Here is a 16,383-nt window from a genome sequence, read left to right on the forward strand (position 1 = left end):
CCCAGCAGTCGACTGTCAGACGCCCAGACATATCCGAGATGCCCGAGGTCCCCATCCATGATCGAGATACCGGAGCTGGCCTTCGGAGGCCTGGCCGCCGGGACGGTGTCGGCGCTGGCTCTGGGCAGCGGCCTGTGGCGCTCCCGGCGTGAACGCGCCCGGCTGCGGCAGGAGATGACCGGCCTGCGCCACCAGGCCGAGCAGTCCGCGCGGGCCGGTGCCGAGGAGGCCGAGCGCATCCGGCAGGCGTTCACCGCCGAGCTGGAGCACCTCGCCACCCGGCGCATGCCCGCCGAGGCGTCCCGCACCGCGCACCCGCACGTCCCCGTGCCCGGCCCGGTCGGCCCCGAGGGCGCCGCGACCGAACCGGTGCTGGCGGCCCTGCGCACCGCCGTCCTCCAGGAGCGCAAGCGGGTCGACGCCGCCGCCCGTGCCGGTATGCGCGGCACCACCCGGGAGATCCAGGCGAGCCTCTACCGCCTCCAGGACATCCTCCACGGACTCCAGCAGCGCTACGACGAACCGGAGCTGGCCCAGGACCTCTACAGCCTGGACCACGAGAACGAGCAGTCGCTGCGCCGAGCCCAGGTCGCCGCGGTGGTCTGCGGGGCCTGGGTCGGCCTGGCCCGCGAGGAGTCGCACCTCGTCGACGCCGTCACCGGCGGCCAGGCCCGGCTGTCCGGCTACCGGCGGGTCAAGCTCCACAACCACCTCGATCCCGGCACCGCGCTGGTCTCGCACGCCGTGGAGCCCGTCGCGATCATCGCCGCCGAACTCCTCGACAACGCGCTGCGGCACTCCTCCCCTGACACCTCGGTCGTGGTCAACCTCGAACACGTCCACAACGGTGTCGCCGTGACCGTCGACGACGCGGGCGTCGGCATGGCGCCCGACGAACGCGCCGCCGCGCAGCGGGTGGTCGCGGGCACCGACCCGATCATGTTCTCCGACCTGGGCGACCCGCCCCGGATGGGCCTCGCCGCGATCGGCCAGCTGACCCGGCAGTTCGACCTCTCGGTGGACCTGTCCACGCCGTCCCCCTACGGGGGCGTACGGGCGGTCCTGCTGGTCGACAAGCACCTGCTGAGCCACATCGACCCGGCCCTGCGCCCCGCCGCCGCGAGCACCTCGCCCTCCACCCGCACCGGTGAGGTGCCCAGGCCCGAGCCGCTGGCCGAACACGCGGAACCCGCCGGGGACACGGGACACGCCGGGCACGCACAACACGCCGGGCACCGTGAGCGCGTCGTACCGGCCGAGCACACCCACGCGCAAGCCGAGCGCCCCCACGCACCCGACCGGCCCGCGCCCGCCGACGACCGGCCGGCACCCGGCCCCGAACGGCCCGCGCCCGCCGCCGACGACCTCCCCCGCCGTCGCCGTCGCCAGGTCTCGCCGGACCAGGCGGCGATGATCCGACCGAGCGCGGCCGAGTCCGCCGCCCCCGCCCGCTCGCCCGAGGAGACCGCAGCGGCCCTCGGCGCCCTGCAGTCGGCGACCGCCGCTGCCCGTGATGCAGCTCGATCCGAAGGGACCGCTCCCCGATGACCAACCGCGACACCGGTGACACTGCGTGGGTTCTCGACCCGATCCTCGAAGTCCCGCATGTGAAGGCCGCCGTCCTGCTCACCAGGGACGGCCTGATCTCCGGCTTCTCGGAGGCGCTCACCCAGGAGTCGGCCGAGCGGGTCGCCGCGATCACCTCGACCGTCCAGGGCGCCTGCCGTACCGCCGCCGCCGCGTTCGCGGACATGCCGGCCGCCCAGCTGAGGCAGGTCGTGATCGAGTCCGACCACGGCTACATCCTGGTCGCCCCGACCGACCACGGCACCTGTGTCGCCGCGTACGGCGACCCGGAGGTCCGGCTCGACCTGCTCGGCCACCGCGTGCACTCCCAGGTGGCGCGGCTCGGCGAGAAGGCGATGGCCGCGGCCCCCCGCGCGGCCGAGGGCGGCGCTTTGCTGTGAGGGGCCACCGGTCCGGCCGCCCGCTGGTGCCCGCCTACCTCTCCACCTCCGGGGTGGCGCGGCCCAGCCGTAACAGCCTGGAGCGCCTGTCGGTGCTCACCTCCACCACCGGGCCGGTCTTCGGCGACCTGCCCGCGGCCCAGCACGCGCTGCTCCAGTCGCTGGAGGGCGGCTCCCTGACCGTCGTGGAGGCGGCGGCGCTGCTGCGGCTGCCGGTCTCCGCGATCCGGGTCCTCGCCGCCGCCCTGATCGACCAGGGGCTGGTGAGCGCACGCCCGCCCGTCCCGCCCGCCGCCCAGCCCGACCACGATCTGCTGAAGAGAGTCGCCGATGGCCTCCGCGCCCTCAAGCTCTGAACCCGTCCCGGACGAGCGCCGGGCCGCCGACTCCGGTGTCCGGGCCGGGGAACTCCATCTGCCTGCCACGGCACGGGAGTTGGTGAAGATCGTCGTCGTCGGCCCGTTCGGTGTCGGCAAGACCACCCTGATCGACTCGGTTTCCGAGATCCGCCCCCTGCACACCGAGGAACACCTCACCCAGGCCTCCACCGCCGTCGACGACCTCGACGGGGTGCGGGACAAGAAGACCACCACCGTCGCCATCGACTTCGGCCGCATCACCCTCGGCGGGGAGACCGTCCTCTACCTGTTCGGCACCCCCGGGCAGGAGCGCTTCCGCGCGCTGTGGGCCGACATCGCGTACGGGGCGCTCGGCGCGCTCGTCCTCGTCGACAGCCGCCGTCTGGACGCCTCCTTCGACGTGCTCGGCCTGGTCGAGGAGTCGGGCCTGACGTACGCGGTCGCCGTCAACACCTTCCCGGACTCCCGCCGTTACCCCGAGGAGCAGCTGCGGGAATCCCTGGACCTGGCTCCGGACACCCCGCTGGTGGAGTGCGACGCCCGGGACCGCAACTCCTCCGTGGACGCCCTGCTCGCCCTCGTGGAGCACCTGATCGACCTCGACGCCCGCGCGGTGGCCGGGGAGGTGCGCTCATGACGCCGTACCCCGCCCCCGCGGAGTCCTTCGACCGCGCCACCCCGGTACGGCTGTGGGAGGACGGGTTCGCCGTCGACCCGCGCCGCTACTACGACGCGCTGCGTGCCCAGGGCCCGGTCGGCTGGGCCGAACTCGCCCCGGGCGTACCGGCGTACGTGGTCACCGACCGCCGCGCCGCGCTCGACATGCTGCACGACGACACGACCTGGTCCCGCGACCCGCGCCCCTGGCAGGCGACGGTCCCCGAGGACCTGCCGATCCTCGGCATGATGCGCTGGCGGCCCAACACCCTCTTCTCCGACGGCGCCGCGCACGTCCGCTACCGGACCGCCCTGCTCCAGGCCTTCGACCTGGTCGAGCCGCACGATCTGCGCGAACGGGTGCTGCGCGCCGTGCACATCCTGGTCTCCCGGTTCGGCCCGCGCGGCGAGGCGGACCTGGTGAACGACTTCGCCCGCCCGCTGATGACCCTCGTCTTCAACAGCCTCTTCGGCTTCCCCGAGGGCGAGGCCGACCGTCTCAACGACGCGCTGGGCGCGCTGATGGAGGGCGGCGAGGCGTCCGTCCAGGGCGAGGCCGAGTACGGCAGGTACGTCATGGACCTGATCGGCGCCAAGACGGCGCGGCGCGGCGACGACCTCACCAGCCGGCTGCTCGACCACCCGCTGGGCCTGACCACCGAGGAGGTCACCTGGCAGGTCTTCCTCACCCTCGGCGCGGGCCATGAGCCGTCCACCAACCTGGTGAGCAACGCGCTCTCCCGCATCCTCGGCAACCCGGCGTACTACTCCACCCTCACCAGCGGCTCCCGCACCGTGCGCGACGCGGTCCTGGAGGTGCTCCGGCACGAGACCCCGCTGACCAACTACGGGGTGCTGTACGCCCGTAAGTCGCTCAGCTTCCACGGCGCGTGGGTGCGGGCCGCGGTGCCCGTCGTGGTGTCGTACGGGGCACTCGCGCTGTTCGCGGACGAGGGGCAGGGCGGGACGTACGATCCGCGGGACGCCTCCCATCTGTCGTTCGGCGCGGGCCCGCACACCTGCCCGGTCAAGCACGAGGGGCTGCTGATCGCCACGGAGGCCATCGAGCGGCTCACCCAGTGGCTGCCCGACATGGAGCCCACCGTGCCGCGTGACCGGCTCACCTGGCGCCCGGGCCCCTTCCACCGCTCCCTCGTCTCGCTGCCGGTCCGGTTCACCCCCTGCACCCCCGACCGTCCCGCGGACCCGGCGGCCCCTTCCGCGTCCTCCCAGACTGGAGCCCGAGCATGACCACTACGCCCACCCGCGTGCCCATCGACCCGTTCGGGTCCGACATCGTCGCGGAGAGCGCGCGGCTGCGCGCCCTGGGACCGGTCGTCCCGGTGGAGCTCCCCGGCGGGATCCCGGCCTGGGCGCCCACCGGTTACGACGCCCTGCGCACCCTGATCCTCGACCCGCAGGTCAGCAAGGACCCCCGCAAGCACTGGCGGTTGTGGCCCGAGGTCGGTGAACACCCGGAGTGGGGCTGGGTGCTGGGCTGGATCGGCGTGGTCAACATGCTCTCCACCTACGGCGCCGACCACACCCGGCTGCGCCGTCTGGTCGCGCCCAGCTTCACCGCCCGGCGCACCGAGGCGCTGCGCGACCGGGTCGACGCCGTCGCCGCCGAACTCCTCGACACGATGGCGAAGTCGGAGGCGGACGGCGCCGTCGTCGACCTCAAGGAGGCGTTCGCGCAGCCGCTGCCGATGCTCATCATCTGCGAGCTGTTCGGCGTGCCCGACCACCTCCGGCCGAGCGTCGCCGAACTGATCGCGGCGATCATGGACACCACCGACCCGAGCCCCGAGCACGCGGAGTTCGTGCAGCGGCAGATCGGCACGGTGATCCCCGCGCAGATCGCCTACCGCGCCGAGAACCCGGGCGACGACCTCACCACCGAGCTGATCCGGGTCCGTGACGAGGAGGGCGACCGGCTCAGCGCCGAGGAACTGCTGTTCACCCTCCTGCTGGTGATCGGCGCCGGCTTCGAGACCACGGTGAACCTGATCGCCAACGCGGTGGTCGAGCTGCTGACCCACCCCGAGCAGCTCGCCGAGGTCCGCTCCGGGAAGCTCGACTGGGACCAGGTCATCGACGAGGTGCTGCGGGTACGGCCCTCCATCGCCTCGCTGCCGCTGCGGTTCGCGGTCTCGGACGTCACCGTGGACGGCGTCACCATCCCCGCGGGCGACGCGATCCTCACCACCTACGGGGCGGCCGGCTCGGACCCGGCGCACTACGGGGAGACCGCCGAGGCCTTCGACGCCGCGCGCGCCGCCGACGACCACCTCTCCTTCGGCATCGGCGTGCACCGCTGCATCGGCGCCCCGCTGGCCCGGATGGAGGCCCGCACCGCCCTGTCCGCCCTCTTCGACCGCTTCCCCCACCTGGCCCCCGCCTTCGAGGCCGGTGATCTCAAGCAGGTCCCGTCCTTCATCGCCTACGGCTGGCAGACGGTCCCGGTACGACTGGACGGCTGACGCACCGGCGGATCCGGTGGGGGAGTCCGGCGCCCCACCGGATCGCCCGGCACCGCGATGTCGGAGGTGAGCCGGCGGCGCAGCCACGCCCCGGCTCTGCGGTCCACCAGATGGTTGAGCGCGGCCGACAGGGCGAGCGAGAAGCACAGCCCGAGACCTATGGCGGGGACCAGTCCCAGGGCGGGCACCGCCTTGAGCAGCCCGCGGACGACGGGTATGCCGAGGCTCTGGTGGACCAGGTAGAACGGGTAGGTCAGGCCGCCCGCGTAGACCAGGACGCGCCAGCGCAGCCGGCCGAGGGGGCCCGGCCCGGACAGGGCGAGCAGGATCAGGAACACCGTGAGAACGGCGGCGCACACTCCCCAGCCCGGTGTTCCGCCCCGGTCCGCCGGGGCCGCGTGCGCGGCGACCCGGTCGCCCAGCAGGGTCAGGGTGTAGCACCAGGCGAAGCCGGTGAGCAGCCACAGCAGCAGGTTCGGTCCGAAGCGGTGCATCAGATAGAGCGCCATGCCCGCGACGAACAGCCCGGCGTACTGGGTGAGCAGGAACTCGTCCAGCACACTGGAGTGCAGCTCCCGGCCGATGGCGGCCAGCGTCAGCCAGAGCAGGCAGAACGCGATCGTCCGGCGGTAGGTGAGGCCGATCAGCAGCAGCACGGCCATCAGCAGGTAGAACCGGGCCTCCACCCACAGCGTCCAGGCGACCCCGTCGGTGGTCCGCAGCCCGAGCGGCCCCGGCAGCATGGTCAGATTGCCGAGGGTGGTGCGCAGGTCGACGGGCGCCCCGGGCCGCTGTCCGGCGAGCCGGGCGATCCAGGCGACGACGACGATGACGAGGATGACCGTCCAGTAGAGCGGGAAGAGCCGGGCGATCCGGGAGACCGCGAACTGCGCCGGGGTGCGCCCCCAGCAGCTCATACAGATGGCGAACCCGCTGATCAGGAAGAACGCCTCCACTCCGAGCCAGCCGTAGCGGCTCAGCGCGTGCAGCACGGGGGCGGTGCGGGTCAGGTCGTACGTGCCCCAGAAGTGCGGGGTGGGGGTGCCGAGGTAGTGGTAGGCGGCCACCCCGGCCGCCGCGAGCAGGCGCAGCGCGTCCACGGCGGCGAGCCGCCCGCCGCCCGCCCTGCTCGTCATGGGTGCGGCCGTCGGCGGGGCCGGGTCAGCGGAAACGGACATGGTGAAGGTGTCCTTCGTCGGATGGGCTGCGGCGCGGGGAGGGCGGCCGCCGGATCACGGCAGGCGGCGGCGGACGGACCGGTGCACCGTGAGGAGGGTCAGGGCGATCAGCGGCACCGTCAGCGCCGCCTGGGTCCACTGCATCGGCCACAGCTGGCTCGCGCTGTGGTAGACGTCGAAGACCCGTGAGCCCTCGGGGCAGCCGGTGGGCCCGCACTGCGCGTACGACAGCCATCGGCCGTCGGGGGTGACCACACCGTCCCGCAGCAGCCAGTCGTCCGGGGCCAGGTCGAAGCCGTGCGGCGGGAACCGGGTGAGGGCCGGCTGAAGGAAGCGGCGCAGCCAGGTCAGCAGGGACAGCACGCCCGTGTACCCGGCGAGGGCGCAGACCATGGCCAAGACCGTGCGCCGGGTCAGCTCACCGGCCAGCACCCCGATCGCGAAGGCCAGTACGGTCGCCGTCGCGAGAACGGGTCCGAAGGAGTTGTACGGCAGCGCCGAGAACGCGGAGGAGTCGTGGGTGAGCGTCGGCGAGGTGACCGCCCGGAGACGGCCGCCGAGCGCGGCGGCCACGATGCCGGCCGCGACGGACGCGCCGCCCAGCACGAGGAGTTGACCGGTGAGCCAGCGCTGCCGGGGCACCGACTGCGTCCACAGGAGCCGGTGCGTACGGCGCTCGTACTCCTGCGCGAGCAGCGGCGCGCCGAGCAGCGCCGCCACCAGCGCGGGCACGACCACCAGGGCGAACTGCGCGTGCTGGACGGCCTGGAGCGCGTCGGAGACATCGCGGACCGTGGCGTCGCACCGGTCGAGATAGGGGAGTTCGGCGCACGAGGTCGCGGCGCGCTCGGCCCGGACCCGCACCACCTCCTGTGCCGTGCGCAGCACCCACACCGCCAGCAGCGCCGTCGCCGCGGCCGTGGCCGCGAGGGTGCCGCGATGGCGCCGCAGGCTCAGCCGGACCAGGGCCCGGTACCGCACGGGCCTCGGGTGCAGGGCCGGCCGGTTCAGCCGGACCGGTACGACCCGCAGGGGCGACGACACGGTCATGCCGCCACCGTCCCGGTGCCGTTCTGGTCCGCGTCGCCGTACCGGCCCGGTCGCATGCCGGGGGCCAGCCAGCCCGCCACGGAGGGGGAGCGCAGATAGGAGACCACCAGCTCTTCCAGGCTGGGGAGTTCGGCGTCGGCCGCCCCGGTGTGCGTCTCCTGGTCCACGCGGACCAGCGTGAGGTGGCGCGGCTCGACGTCCACCGGGTCCACCGGATGCACCCGCCACGGCGCCGGACCCGCCTGGCACTCCAGCAGGCCGAACCGGTCGAGCAGCCGGTGCGCGGTGAGCAGTTCGGACAGCTCGCCGGCCAGCCGGATCCGGCCGCCGTCGATCAGCAGCAGATGGTCGATGGCCTCTTCGAGATCGCCCAGTACATGGGAGGAGAGCAGGACCGTGCCGCCGCCCTCCGCGACATCGCCGAGCAGCAGCCCGAGGGCGGCCCGGCGCACCAGCGGGTCGAGATCGCTCAGCGGCTCGTCGAGCAGCAGCAGCCGGGGCCGCTTGCCGCGCGCGAGGGCGAGGGCCAGCAGGGAGCGCTGGCCGCCGGAGAGGGACCCGGCCCTGCTGTCGAGCGGAATCCGGCCCAACTCCAGCAGTTCCGTGGCGCGTTCACGGTCCCAGCGGGGGTTGAGGTCGCGGCCCATGGCCAGCAGCTCGGCGGCCCGCATCCGCGGGTACAGGGGGCGGTGCTGGTCGACGTACGCGACGTCCGCGAGCAACGCGTCCGCGCCCGCGGGCTGTCCGAGCACGGTGAGCCGGCCCGCGTCCGGCCGGACGAGCCCGGCCGCGGCCGACAGCAGCAGGCTCTTGCCGGCGCCGTTCGGGCCGACGATCCCGCACACCGCGCCGCGCGGGACCCGGAAGGTGCAGTCGGCGAGCAGGTCCCGGCGCCGCCCTGCGCGCCCGGCGCGCAGCCCGACCCCCTCCGCCTGGACGGCCGCCGGAGCGTGCGCCGTCACCGTGCCAGCCCCTCGGGCGCCCGCTCCGCGAAACAGGCGTCGCCGACGGAGACGACCAGGGCCATGACGTCCTCCCGCTCCAGGCCGTGCTCCCGGGCGCGGTTCATCCACTGCTCCAGCTCCTGCCGCAGCCCGGAGCCGTCGACCCGGTCGGCACTGCCGAGCGTGCCCACCACGAACGTGCCCAGACCCGTCCTGGACTCCACCAGGCCCCGCCGCTGCAGCTCCTGATACGCCCGCAGCACGGTGTTGCCGTTGACCACGGCGCTCTCCACCACCTCACGGGCGGTGGGCAGCTTGTCGCCGGGCTTCAGAATCCCCAGCCGCAGGGCCTGTTCGGTCTGCTCGACGATCTGCTGATAGGCGGGGGTGCCGCTGGATCTGCGCAGCTGGTACTTCATCAGATAACCCTTTCCCTAATTGATTAGGGAAAGTAGTCACCGCCTAAGGTGGTGTCAAACCGTCGCTCTCGGGACTCCTGTCGTGCCGGGTCAGGCTGTCGTCGGCAGCTCCGCCGGTGCCGGGGCGAGCGCGCGGTGGTGGCGGCGGGCGACGGTGGTGGTGCCGAGCAGGAGTCCGTCAGGGCTGAAGTGCGGGGGAGGGAGGTGGTTTTCGAGCGCCGGGAGGTAGTTCCACCGTGTCGAGGGGTGGGCGGAGTGCGCGTAGTGGTGGAGGTCGCCGTAAGGGAGCCAGGTGACGGCGGCGAGGGCGGTGAGGACTCGGCTGCGCGGGTAGAGACGCAGACAGCGTCCTGCCTCGATCTGAGCGGGGGTGCCGGTGCGGTGCTCGGGATCGAACCAGGTGTGTTCCACCAGCAGGGACATCCAGGCGAGCTGCGGATAGAGCAGCAGCCGCGGCAGCATGACCCCGCACACCAGGGCGGTCCACCCGCCGGCCAGGTACGCGGCCGCGGCGACGACGGCCGGGGCGCAGACGCGGTGCCAGGCCCCGGGCCCCCGGAGGTGCGCGGCGAGGCCGGCGGCGGTGATACGGATGCCGCGTGGCGTGAGCGGATGAATCAGAGCGGCCGCGTACCTGGGGCCGGTGATACCGGGGTGCAGGCCCGCCTGGCGGAGTTCGGCGAGATTGGGGTCGCCCGCCAGGGTGGCGTTGGGATGGTGGTCGCGGACGTGCCGACGCCGGCGCGCCAGGAGAGGGCCGAGCGCGAGGGGGTGATGGACGAATGCCTCGCCGAGCAGGTGGTTGGCGCGGCTGGTGCGCGCCAGGACGCCGTGGACGGCGAAATGGCTGATCTCCTGGAGGTGCCGGAAGTGGACCGCGACCGCGACCGCCGCCACGGTGGCGAGGAGCGGGCCGTGCGCGGCGAGCATCCACCATCCGGTGATCTGCACCCACTGCCCTGTCAGCAGCAGGGACGGCGTGAGGTCGTTGGCGCGCAGGCGCTGGAGGGCTATGAGCTCCCGGGCTCCGGTGGAGCGAGGCCGCTGACGCGCGAAGTGCAGGCGGTCGATCTGGCGCAGGGCGACGCCGACGACGATGAGCGCTAAGGCGATCGACATGATGTTCCTGATGCGGACGAACGGGGGCGGGTGGATCACCCGCGAGGTCGTCACGCACAGTACATCTAGTGAACTAGTTTGGTGAACGGGCAAGTGAACGGGCAAATGAAACGGCCTCCGCCCCGAGGGACGGAGGCCGCGTGCGGCAGGCGATCGATTCGCTCTACAGGGCGTCGACGGTCGCGCTGACCCGCTGCTCGTCCCAGGCGCCGGCGTCGAGCATGGAGTGCGCGACGGCTTCATAGGTCCGCAGGGCACGTGGAGCGGAATCGGTGCCGTTGCCCCAGACGCCTTCGAAACGGAGACGCCAGCGATCGACCCCCTTGAAGTACACCGAACTGCGGCCGCGGGTGTAGTCGGCGTCTCCCTGTTCCTCCTCGACCAGGACGGCGGCGGCGGCGAAGACGACGTAGTCGACGGCTTCGTCGGCGCGCAGCCGGTCGCGTACGGCGAGGCCGCAGACGACCCCGATGTCGCGGTGGCGGCCGATGAGTTCCAGCAGGGCCCGGGCGAACTCCTCCTTGAGCAGGTCGTCGCGGTAGACGATGAAGAGCCGGTTGATGGTGCCGTGGCCCTCAAGGAAGCGGCGGTTGGCGGCGAGGTATTCGCGGCGCTGGTTGAGCAGTTGGGGGTTGGTGGTCAGGTCCGCGGCGAGGACGCGTGGGGGATCGGAGGCCGCGTCGGTGAGAGTGTCGATCAGCAGTGCCGACAGCCGGGGGACCTCGGAGGCGTAGACGCGGAGATGGCCGTCGGCGATCTCGCCGTAGTCGGAGACGAGTTCACGTTCGAGATGGGTGCGGACGAGGTCGTAATACCGGGCGTCGTCGATGGACTTGAGGTTGTTCGTTCGGCGCAGTCGGATATACGCCCGGTGCGTCCACAGATGACCGATGGCCAGGATCACGATGAGGGCGCCCTGGACCACGACGAGCACTTTGAGGTCGACCCGCTCGACGGCCCAGCCGATCACCGGCGTGACGAGCCCGGCGATGCCGATCACCGCGCCCAGTACGGGTGAGCCGAGCGCATCGGTGACCCGCGTCAACGGGTCGCGCTGCTGCTCCGGCATGAAGTCTTCCCCCTTCGGTGGCCGGAAGGCCGCACAGGAATGTTCCCGGCAGACCTGTGGCCAGGTGCTGTCAGATGAGTGGCGAGGGCAGGGTGATGTCGTACTCGATGTCCCAGCGACTCGCCGGAACGATGAAGTCCGCGGTTTCCACCGCGCGGCCGTCCGTGGCGAAGTGGGTGCGCTCGATCAGCGTGGCCTGTGCCCCGGCCGAGATGCCCAGCAGATGCGCCTGGTCACGGTCGGCCTGTACGGGGCAGGGCCGCTCGACGGCTCGTACGACCATGATTCCCAGGTGTGCCATACGGGCGATCACTCCGGCGCCGGCCAGTGGACCGCCCTCGGGCAGTACCACCACGGTGCCACCGGTGATCGCCATCGGCTCCCAGCTGGTCGCCAGCATCACCGGCTGCCGGTCGGCGAGGAACTCGTAGAAGGTGCGTACGCAAGGATCGCCGGTTCGGATGTTCAGCCGGTCGGCGACGTCCGAGGGCGCGGGGACCTTGGCGATGGAATCCGCCTCCCATGTGCCGGTGAACCCGGACGGGGCGATACCCGTCTGATCCGATACGGCCGGGATACGACGGAGAATGTACCGCGGAAAAGGCGCCCGGACGTAGGTACCCGAGCCCGCCCGGCCCTCCAGAAGACCCTCGGCGATCAGCAATTCCTGCGCGCGGCGGATGACGTTCTCCCCGACCCCGAATTCCGCACCGAGTTTGCCCCGTGAGGGAAGTCGGTCGCCCGGATCCCAGCAGGAGTTGGCGATGCGCGACCGAAGGCCCTCCGCAACCCGCAAGTAAGGCGCGCCTGCTGAGTTGGAGTCAGCCATCGATCTCCTCGGGCACATTGCCGACCGGTACGTGTTGACAATCTAGTTCACGAGCTGAAATCTAGTTAACTAGAAGTACTCTGTGTGATCTCAGGTCGATTCGATTGCGAGCCACCGTGGACCACCCCTGCCCAAAGGCCGCGATCGACGACGCCATCGCCCGGCTCACCGCCCTCACCGGCACCCAGCCCCGCCTCGTCCGCGAACCAGGTGCGGTCCGTATCGAGACCGACGTCACCGAGAACCTGCTCGAACGGTGGGATCAGCTCCTCGCCGTCCTGGAGACGGGCACCGCTTTCGGGCTCACCGACACCGCCACCGGCCAAATCGCCTGGCTGAGCTTCACGGCGGAAGGAGGCAAGCCCTCATGAGCGCCACCGCCGTCGGCACGGCCACGTATCCCTTCGTCAAGGGACACGGCGCCGGCAATGACTTCCTCGTGCTGCCCGACCCCGATGGCCGGCTTCGGCTGTCCGCCACCGAGGTCGCGGGGCTGTGCGACCGTCGCACCGGCATCGGTGCCGACGGCCTCCTGCGCGCCGTGCGCTGCGACGCCACGCCCGAAGCCGCCGGCCTGGCCGCGGAAGCCGAGTGGTTCATGGACTACCGCAATGCCGACGGTTCCCCCGGGCAGATGTGCGGCAACGGCATCCGGGTCCTGGCTCGCTACCTCGTCCATGCCGGACACTGCCCGCCCGGTGCGCTCACGCTCGCCACCCGGGCGGGCCCACGTACCGTCCATGTCCCCCACGGCGAAGCCGGTCCCGACGGGCCTGTCACCGTCGACATGGGAAGCCCCCGGCTGTCCGGCCGCGCGGACGTCGTCGTCACCGTGGGCGCCGACGCCTGGCCCGCCCTGCATGTCGACATGGGCAATCCGCATGCCGTCGTCTTCGTCGACGACCTCGCCGACCCGGGTGATCTTGCTTCGCCACCCGTCGTCACCCCGGCGGACGCCTACCCGGAGGGTGTCACCGTCGAGTTCGTCGTCTGCCGTACACCGTTCGACCTCGCCCTACGCGTTCATGAACGGGGCGTCGGTGAAACCCGTGCATGCGGTACCGGCGCCTGCGCCGCTGTGGCCGCTCTGCCGGCCGGCCCCGCGACCGGCAGTTACACGGTCGACATGCCCGGTGGCAGGCTCCGCGTATCCGTTCTCGCCGACGGTGCCATGCGGTTGACGGGCCCCGCGGTCATCGTCGCTCAAGGCACCGTGTCCCTGTAGGAGGTTGCCCCTGGACTGTCACCGGCGGTGAAGGTGCCGGTCACGGCCAGACCCACGGTGCACAGGGCCGCAAGGGCCATGGCGGCGATCACGGTGAACGTGGGGCGTTCTCTGCTGTAGAACCGTTCGGGCTTGTCCAAGGCGGTGAGCCGGGCGGTGCGCCGGCTGGACCATCGAGGGTACAACCCTGTCTCTCCCTTCGGTCATTCACTGGTCGGGTCCGCCCTTCCCGAGGGATTCGGGGAGCGGGCGTAGGTGTTGATCGCGGCGGCGATCAGGGTGAGAGCCGGGCCGCCGCTGTGGGCGAGCTGACGGAGTCGCGTGAAATCGTCCAGGTATCGCTTGACCTCACCCGTCTGTTTGACGGTCAGGAACGCCGACACGAGCTCGACGTTGACCTGGCGGTCATCGAATACCCAGAAGTCCTCGACCGGCGGCATCAGACTGCGGTCGGCGCTCAGGGGAATGATCCCGAGGCTGACGGAGGCCAGCACGCTTACTTCCAGGAGCCTGCTGAGCTGCTCGATCATGACCTCTTGCGGTCCCATCCGCCGGTAGAGCACGGACTCCTCAAGGACCACGTCGAACTCTTTGCCCCTCTCGGTCAGCACTTTCTGCTTTTCCATGCGGGTGACGACCGCGGCTTCCACATCGTCAGGAAGGCCGCGGCGCTCCCGGATGCCGGCCAGGACCGCTTTGGTGTAGGCACGTGTCTGCAGCGGACCAGGGATCAGGTTCTGGGCGTACGCCCTGAATCTGCGTGTCTGGTCCCACAGGGGAAGAACTCTCTCCTGAGCGCGCTTGAGCCCTGCCTTCTCCATGGCCCGCCACTCGACGTACATGCCGTCGATGCCCCGGGCGATGCCGATGAGTTCCGCTGCCGCGGAACCATCTCCGCAGGCCCGTGCCCAGACCTCGATGTCCTTCGGCGACGCGGCCTTGTGACCGTTCTCGATACGGCTGCACTTGGATTCGTGCCAGCCGCACCGGCGCGCCAGCTCACGGGCCGTCAGGCCGTGTTGCTGTCGTAGGGCGCGTAGCTGCTGCCCCAGGGCGAGTCGGGCTTCCCGGATGCTCGAAGAGGTAGGCATGCGCACAGTGTGCAGCCTTCCGGCTCACGGCATCTAACGGCATGAATGCCCAACTGGCCCGGAGCTCCGTGGTCAATCGGTTATGTTCTCCGTCTTCTTTGCGGTTTTGTGCGGCATGGCTTCATGTCTCGGGAAGAGGGACAGCAGCCGGGCAGGGAACTCGACGACGGTCTCGTGGTCGGGCACGAGGATGGACGACAGGCGGCCGGGGTCGTCCACCTTCCACGACTGCAGCAGGTAGCTGTCCGTCTCGTCGTCGTAATAGAGCGTTGGACTGCCATTGTTCGGGCTTTCCGGGTCCTTGCACAGCAAGTGCAGTGCCACAGATACCTCCATGTGGCCAGGGGCGTCTTGACCCTTCGAGGGTGAACGATTGCGCACCGTGACGCCGGGTACTTGCGTGGACTTGCGGTAGGCACTCAGTAGATTCCGGAGGGTTTGCAGATACTTGCAGTGCTGCGCTCGTAGGCGAGGCGAGGAGTCCGTTTCAGCCGCGTGATCGAACCGCCGATGTGGACTCCGGCCTGACGATCAGGAGGGAGCGCACACGGTCGACGGCCGATACGTTGTGTCCGGTCGGCCGCACAGCGATCGGAATCCGGGCATCGGCGGCGATACCCGCACCGGCCACCCGCTTTCGCCCCACAGGCCTCGGCGAGGTCGTGGTGTACGTCGCCCCCTCCTGCCGCTTCGTGCACATCCGACGAGCTCGACGCCGCCTTCGCCGGGACCTGCGACTTCGTCCGGGACGGTCTGCCCTTCATGCGGCGGGACAAGTGGTGGCGGAGGGGTTTCCCGGCGTGCGCTCGGGCCCTTCCCGGCCGTCCGCTCATGCGAACATGTGAGCGATCTCGATCGGCCCGGTACGGCCGGGGTGTCGAGGAAGCGGGCGACGAACGGAGTGCGGTGTGGGCAAGGCCGGGGGGCAGGACGGGTCGTCGGTGTCCGACGAGGAGTGGGAGCGGTTTCTGCGGGAGTCGGTGGAGGGCGCGGCCGGAGCTCCGGTCGAACCCTCCGCGCGTGCCCGGTCGTTGGCGCGGCAGGCGCGGCAGAGCCCGCGGCGGCCGGGGGGCCGGCGCCGGGTCGGCCGGTACGTGACCGGGCTCCTGGCGGTCGTCGCCCTACTGGGAGTCGCCCTGTTCCCGCAGCGGATCGTCGGCTGGTTCGGCGGGGGCGGGCCGGACGCGACACCGCTGGCCGCCGAGTCGGAGCGGCCGCGGACGGCGCCCGGCGCCGAACCGGATCTGCGGCCCACGCTCACCGAGCCGTTCCGCGGCTCGCCCGCCGCTCGCTGGGCCGACGGAGCGGCCGGGATCACGGTACCGGCGGCCCGGGCGACCGGCTGGATGGACAAGGCCCAGGTCGCGCGGGCGCTGGCGCGGAGCAAGGAGTTCCTGGTGGCCGCGGGACTGGACACCCGTGTGCTGCGCGGGGAACGGCCCGCGAAGGCGATCGCCGTGCTGAACCCGCGCCAGGAGGACGTGCAGCGGTATCTCCGTGCCGCGCTGTCGGCGAAGACCCCCACCCCCGAGACGGACCCGCTCCTGCTGTTCAGCCGCTTCCGGCCGGACCAGGCCCGGCTGGTCGGTGACGTCGTCAAGACGCGCGGCCGGCTCTCGTACCGGGAGGGGAAGCGGGGCGCGGTCGAGGTGACGGCGGACGTCACCTTCGTCTACCCGGTCACCCCGGCCAAGGGCGGCGGCGAGGTCCTGCGGACGATCGTGCGCCGCGAGGTGGTGATGAGCTGGGACGACCCGTCCAAGGTCGTCACCGAGCCGGGCACGATGTCGCTCCTCTCCTACGCGCTCGACATGACCAACGGCGGCTGCTCCGCCCCCACCGGCTACTTCGTCCCGCCCTTCGGCACCACCCAGCACACCGACCGCGCCCACCGCCTCGACCCCTACGACCGCAGCGAGCCGGTCGACAAGAGCGGCGGCGTGCGTCCGACGGCCGGCAACTGCGCGACGGCCACGCGCTCATAGGCACCAGC

At 71.6% G+C, this 16,383-nt stretch carries 18 protein-coding genes; 9 read left to right on the forward strand and 9 right to left on the reverse strand.

The window, feature by feature from the left end:
• The first annotated feature begins 57 nt into the window (after positions 1-57).
• The 6 genes from AB0N90_RS26480 to AB0N90_RS26505 are packed head-to-tail and all read left to right on the forward strand — an operon-like array spanning position 58 to position 5,466.
• Positions 58-1,548 carry an ATP-binding protein gene (locus tag AB0N90_RS26480; protein ID WP_365200701.1) on the forward strand — a complete coding sequence of 497 codons (1,491 nt, stop codon included), beginning with the start codon at positions 58-60 and terminating at the stop codon, positions 1,546-1,548.
• Positions 1,545-1,967, forward strand: coding sequence for a roadblock/LC7 domain-containing protein (locus AB0N90_RS26485; RefSeq protein WP_037659770.1), 423 nt, complete (start codon positions 1,545-1,547; stop codon positions 1,965-1,967). The genes AB0N90_RS26480 and AB0N90_RS26485 overlap by 4 nt, the downstream gene beginning before the upstream one ends.
• A complete protein-coding gene (locus AB0N90_RS26490; protein ID WP_361680879.1) occupies positions 1,964-2,323 on the forward strand; it encodes a DUF742 domain-containing protein in 360 nt (119 codons plus the stop codon). The genes AB0N90_RS26485 and AB0N90_RS26490 overlap by 4 nt, the downstream gene beginning before the upstream one ends.
• On the forward strand, positions 2,298-2,963 hold the full coding sequence (locus AB0N90_RS26495) for an ATP/GTP-binding protein (RefSeq protein ID WP_361680882.1): 666 nt from the start codon (positions 2,298-2,300) through the stop codon (positions 2,961-2,963). Before AB0N90_RS26490 ends, AB0N90_RS26495 begins: the two co-directional genes overlap by 26 nt.
• Positions 2,960-4,234 carry a cytochrome P450 gene (locus tag AB0N90_RS26500; protein ID WP_365200704.1) on the forward strand — a complete coding sequence of 425 codons (1,275 nt, stop codon included), beginning with the start codon at positions 2,960-2,962 and terminating at the stop codon, positions 4,232-4,234. Before AB0N90_RS26495 ends, AB0N90_RS26500 begins: the two co-directional genes overlap by 4 nt.
• Positions 4,231-5,466 (forward strand): cytochrome P450, encoded by a 1,236-nt coding sequence (locus tag AB0N90_RS26505; RefSeq protein WP_365200707.1) that lies wholly within the window; start codon positions 4,231-4,233, stop codon positions 5,464-5,466. Before AB0N90_RS26500 ends, AB0N90_RS26505 begins: the two co-directional genes overlap by 4 nt.
• On the opposite strand, the gene AB0N90_RS26510 is transcribed toward AB0N90_RS26505, so the two are convergent.
• From AB0N90_RS26510 to AB0N90_RS26540, 7 genes are all read right to left on the reverse strand, one after another.
• Entirely contained in the window at positions 5,427-6,644 is a 1,218-nt protein-coding gene (locus tag AB0N90_RS26510; protein WP_365200709.1) for an acyltransferase, read from the reverse strand. The genes AB0N90_RS26505 and AB0N90_RS26510 overlap by 40 nt on opposite strands.
• A 54-nt stretch (positions 6,645-6,698) precedes the next feature.
• Positions 6,699-7,694 carry an ABC transporter permease subunit gene (locus AB0N90_RS26515; protein WP_365200712.1) on the reverse strand — a complete coding sequence of 332 codons (996 nt, stop codon included), beginning with the start codon at positions 7,692-7,694 and terminating at the stop codon, positions 6,699-6,701.
• Positions 7,691-8,656, reverse strand: coding sequence for an ABC transporter ATP-binding protein (locus AB0N90_RS26520; RefSeq protein ID WP_365200714.1), 966 nt, complete (start codon positions 8,654-8,656; stop codon positions 7,691-7,693). The genes AB0N90_RS26515 and AB0N90_RS26520 overlap by 4 nt, the downstream gene beginning before the upstream one ends.
• Positions 8,653-9,060: a GntR family transcriptional regulator gene (locus tag AB0N90_RS26525; protein ID WP_365200871.1), complete on the reverse strand. Its 408-nt coding sequence runs from the start codon at positions 9,058-9,060 to the stop codon at positions 8,653-8,655. The genes AB0N90_RS26520 and AB0N90_RS26525 overlap by 4 nt, the downstream gene beginning before the upstream one ends.
• An 87-nt stretch (positions 9,061-9,147) precedes the next feature.
• Positions 9,148-10,176 carry a dihydrouridine synthase gene (locus AB0N90_RS26530; protein ID WP_365200717.1) on the reverse strand — a complete coding sequence of 343 codons (1,029 nt, stop codon included), beginning with the start codon at positions 10,174-10,176 and terminating at the stop codon, positions 9,148-9,150.
• 163 nt (positions 10,177-10,339) lie between these two features.
• Positions 10,340-11,245 (reverse strand): hypothetical protein, encoded by a 906-nt coding sequence (locus tag AB0N90_RS26535; protein WP_365200720.1) that lies wholly within the window; start codon positions 11,243-11,245, stop codon positions 10,340-10,342.
• A gap of 70 nt (positions 11,246-11,315) precedes the next feature.
• Positions 11,316-12,074, reverse strand: coding sequence for a GntR family transcriptional regulator (locus AB0N90_RS26540; protein ID WP_365200723.1), 759 nt, complete (start codon positions 12,072-12,074; stop codon positions 11,316-11,318).
• A gap of 104 nt (positions 12,075-12,178) precedes the next feature.
• Between AB0N90_RS26540 and AB0N90_RS26545 the strand changes: the two genes are divergently transcribed.
• A complete protein-coding gene (locus AB0N90_RS26545; protein ID WP_365200724.1) occupies positions 12,179-12,445 on the forward strand; it encodes a hypothetical protein in 267 nt (88 codons plus the stop codon).
• Positions 12,442-13,299: a diaminopimelate epimerase gene (dapF, locus tag AB0N90_RS26550; RefSeq protein ID WP_365200727.1), complete on the forward strand. Its 858-nt coding sequence runs from the start codon at positions 12,442-12,444 to the stop codon at positions 13,297-13,299. The genes AB0N90_RS26545 and dapF overlap by 4 nt, the downstream gene beginning before the upstream one ends.
• A gap of 203 nt (positions 13,300-13,502) precedes the next feature.
• On the opposite strand, the gene AB0N90_RS26555 is transcribed toward dapF, so the two are convergent.
• Positions 13,503-14,390, reverse strand: a complete 888-nt coding sequence (locus tag AB0N90_RS26555) for a helix-turn-helix transcriptional regulator (RefSeq protein ID WP_365200730.1) — start codon at positions 14,388-14,390, stop codon at positions 13,503-13,505.
• A gap of 72 nt (positions 14,391-14,462) precedes the next feature.
• Positions 14,463-14,714 (reverse strand): hypothetical protein, encoded by a 252-nt coding sequence (locus tag AB0N90_RS26560; protein ID WP_361680918.1) that lies wholly within the window; start codon positions 14,712-14,714, stop codon positions 14,463-14,465.
• Between the two features lie 584 nt (positions 14,715-15,298).
• Here AB0N90_RS26560 and AB0N90_RS26565 point away from each other — a divergent pair.
• Positions 15,299-16,375, forward strand: coding sequence for a hypothetical protein (locus AB0N90_RS26565; protein ID WP_365200733.1), 1,077 nt, complete (start codon positions 15,299-15,301; stop codon positions 16,373-16,375).
• Positions 16,376-16,383 lie beyond the last annotated feature (8 nt).

Origin of the sequence: Streptomyces sp. NPDC093018, assembly GCF_040684035.1 — a bacterium.
GTDB classification, from domain to species: Bacteria; Actinomycetota; Actinomycetes; order Streptomycetales; family Streptomycetaceae; genus Streptomyces; species Streptomyces murinus.

Excerpts from the sequence above, each read along its gene's own strand:
- AB0N90_RS26480 (WP_365200701.1), top strand. The coding sequence starts at position 58 with ATGATCGAGATACCGGAGCTGGCCTTCGGAGGCCTGGCCGCCGGGACG.
- AB0N90_RS26485 (WP_037659770.1), top strand. The coding sequence starts at position 1,545 with ATGACCAACCGCGACACCGGTGACACTGCGTGGGTTCTCGACCCGATC.
- AB0N90_RS26495 (WP_361680882.1), top strand. The coding sequence starts at position 2,298 with ATGGCCTCCGCGCCCTCAAGCTCTGAACCCGTCCCGGACGAGCGCCGG.
- AB0N90_RS26500 (WP_365200704.1), top strand. The coding sequence starts at position 2,960 with ATGACGCCGTACCCCGCCCCCGCGGAGTCCTTCGACCGCGCCACCCCG.
- AB0N90_RS26505 (WP_365200707.1), top strand. The coding sequence starts at position 4,231 with ATGACCACTACGCCCACCCGCGTGCCCATCGACCCGTTCGGGTCCGAC.
- AB0N90_RS26510 (WP_365200709.1), bottom strand. The coding sequence starts at position 6,644 with ATGTCCGTTTCCGCTGACCCGGCCCCGCCGACGGCCGCACCCATGACG.
- AB0N90_RS26515 (WP_365200712.1), bottom strand. The coding sequence starts at position 7,694 with ATGACCGTGTCGTCGCCCCTGCGGGTCGTACCGGTCCGGCTGAACCGG.
- AB0N90_RS26530 (WP_365200717.1), bottom strand. The coding sequence starts at position 10,176 with ATGTCGATCGCCTTAGCGCTCATCGTCGTCGGCGTCGCCCTGCGCCAG.
- AB0N90_RS26535 (WP_365200720.1), bottom strand. The coding sequence starts at position 11,245 with ATGCCGGAGCAGCAGCGCGACCCGTTGACGCGGGTCACCGATGCGCTC.
- AB0N90_RS26540 (WP_365200723.1), bottom strand. The coding sequence starts at position 12,074 with ATGGCTGACTCCAACTCAGCAGGCGCGCCTTACTTGCGGGTTGCGGAG.
- dapF (WP_365200727.1), top strand. The coding sequence starts at position 12,442 with ATGAGCGCCACCGCCGTCGGCACGGCCACGTATCCCTTCGTCAAGGGA.
- AB0N90_RS26555 (WP_365200730.1), bottom strand. The coding sequence starts at position 14,390 with ATGCCTACCTCTTCGAGCATCCGGGAAGCCCGACTCGCCCTGGGGCAG.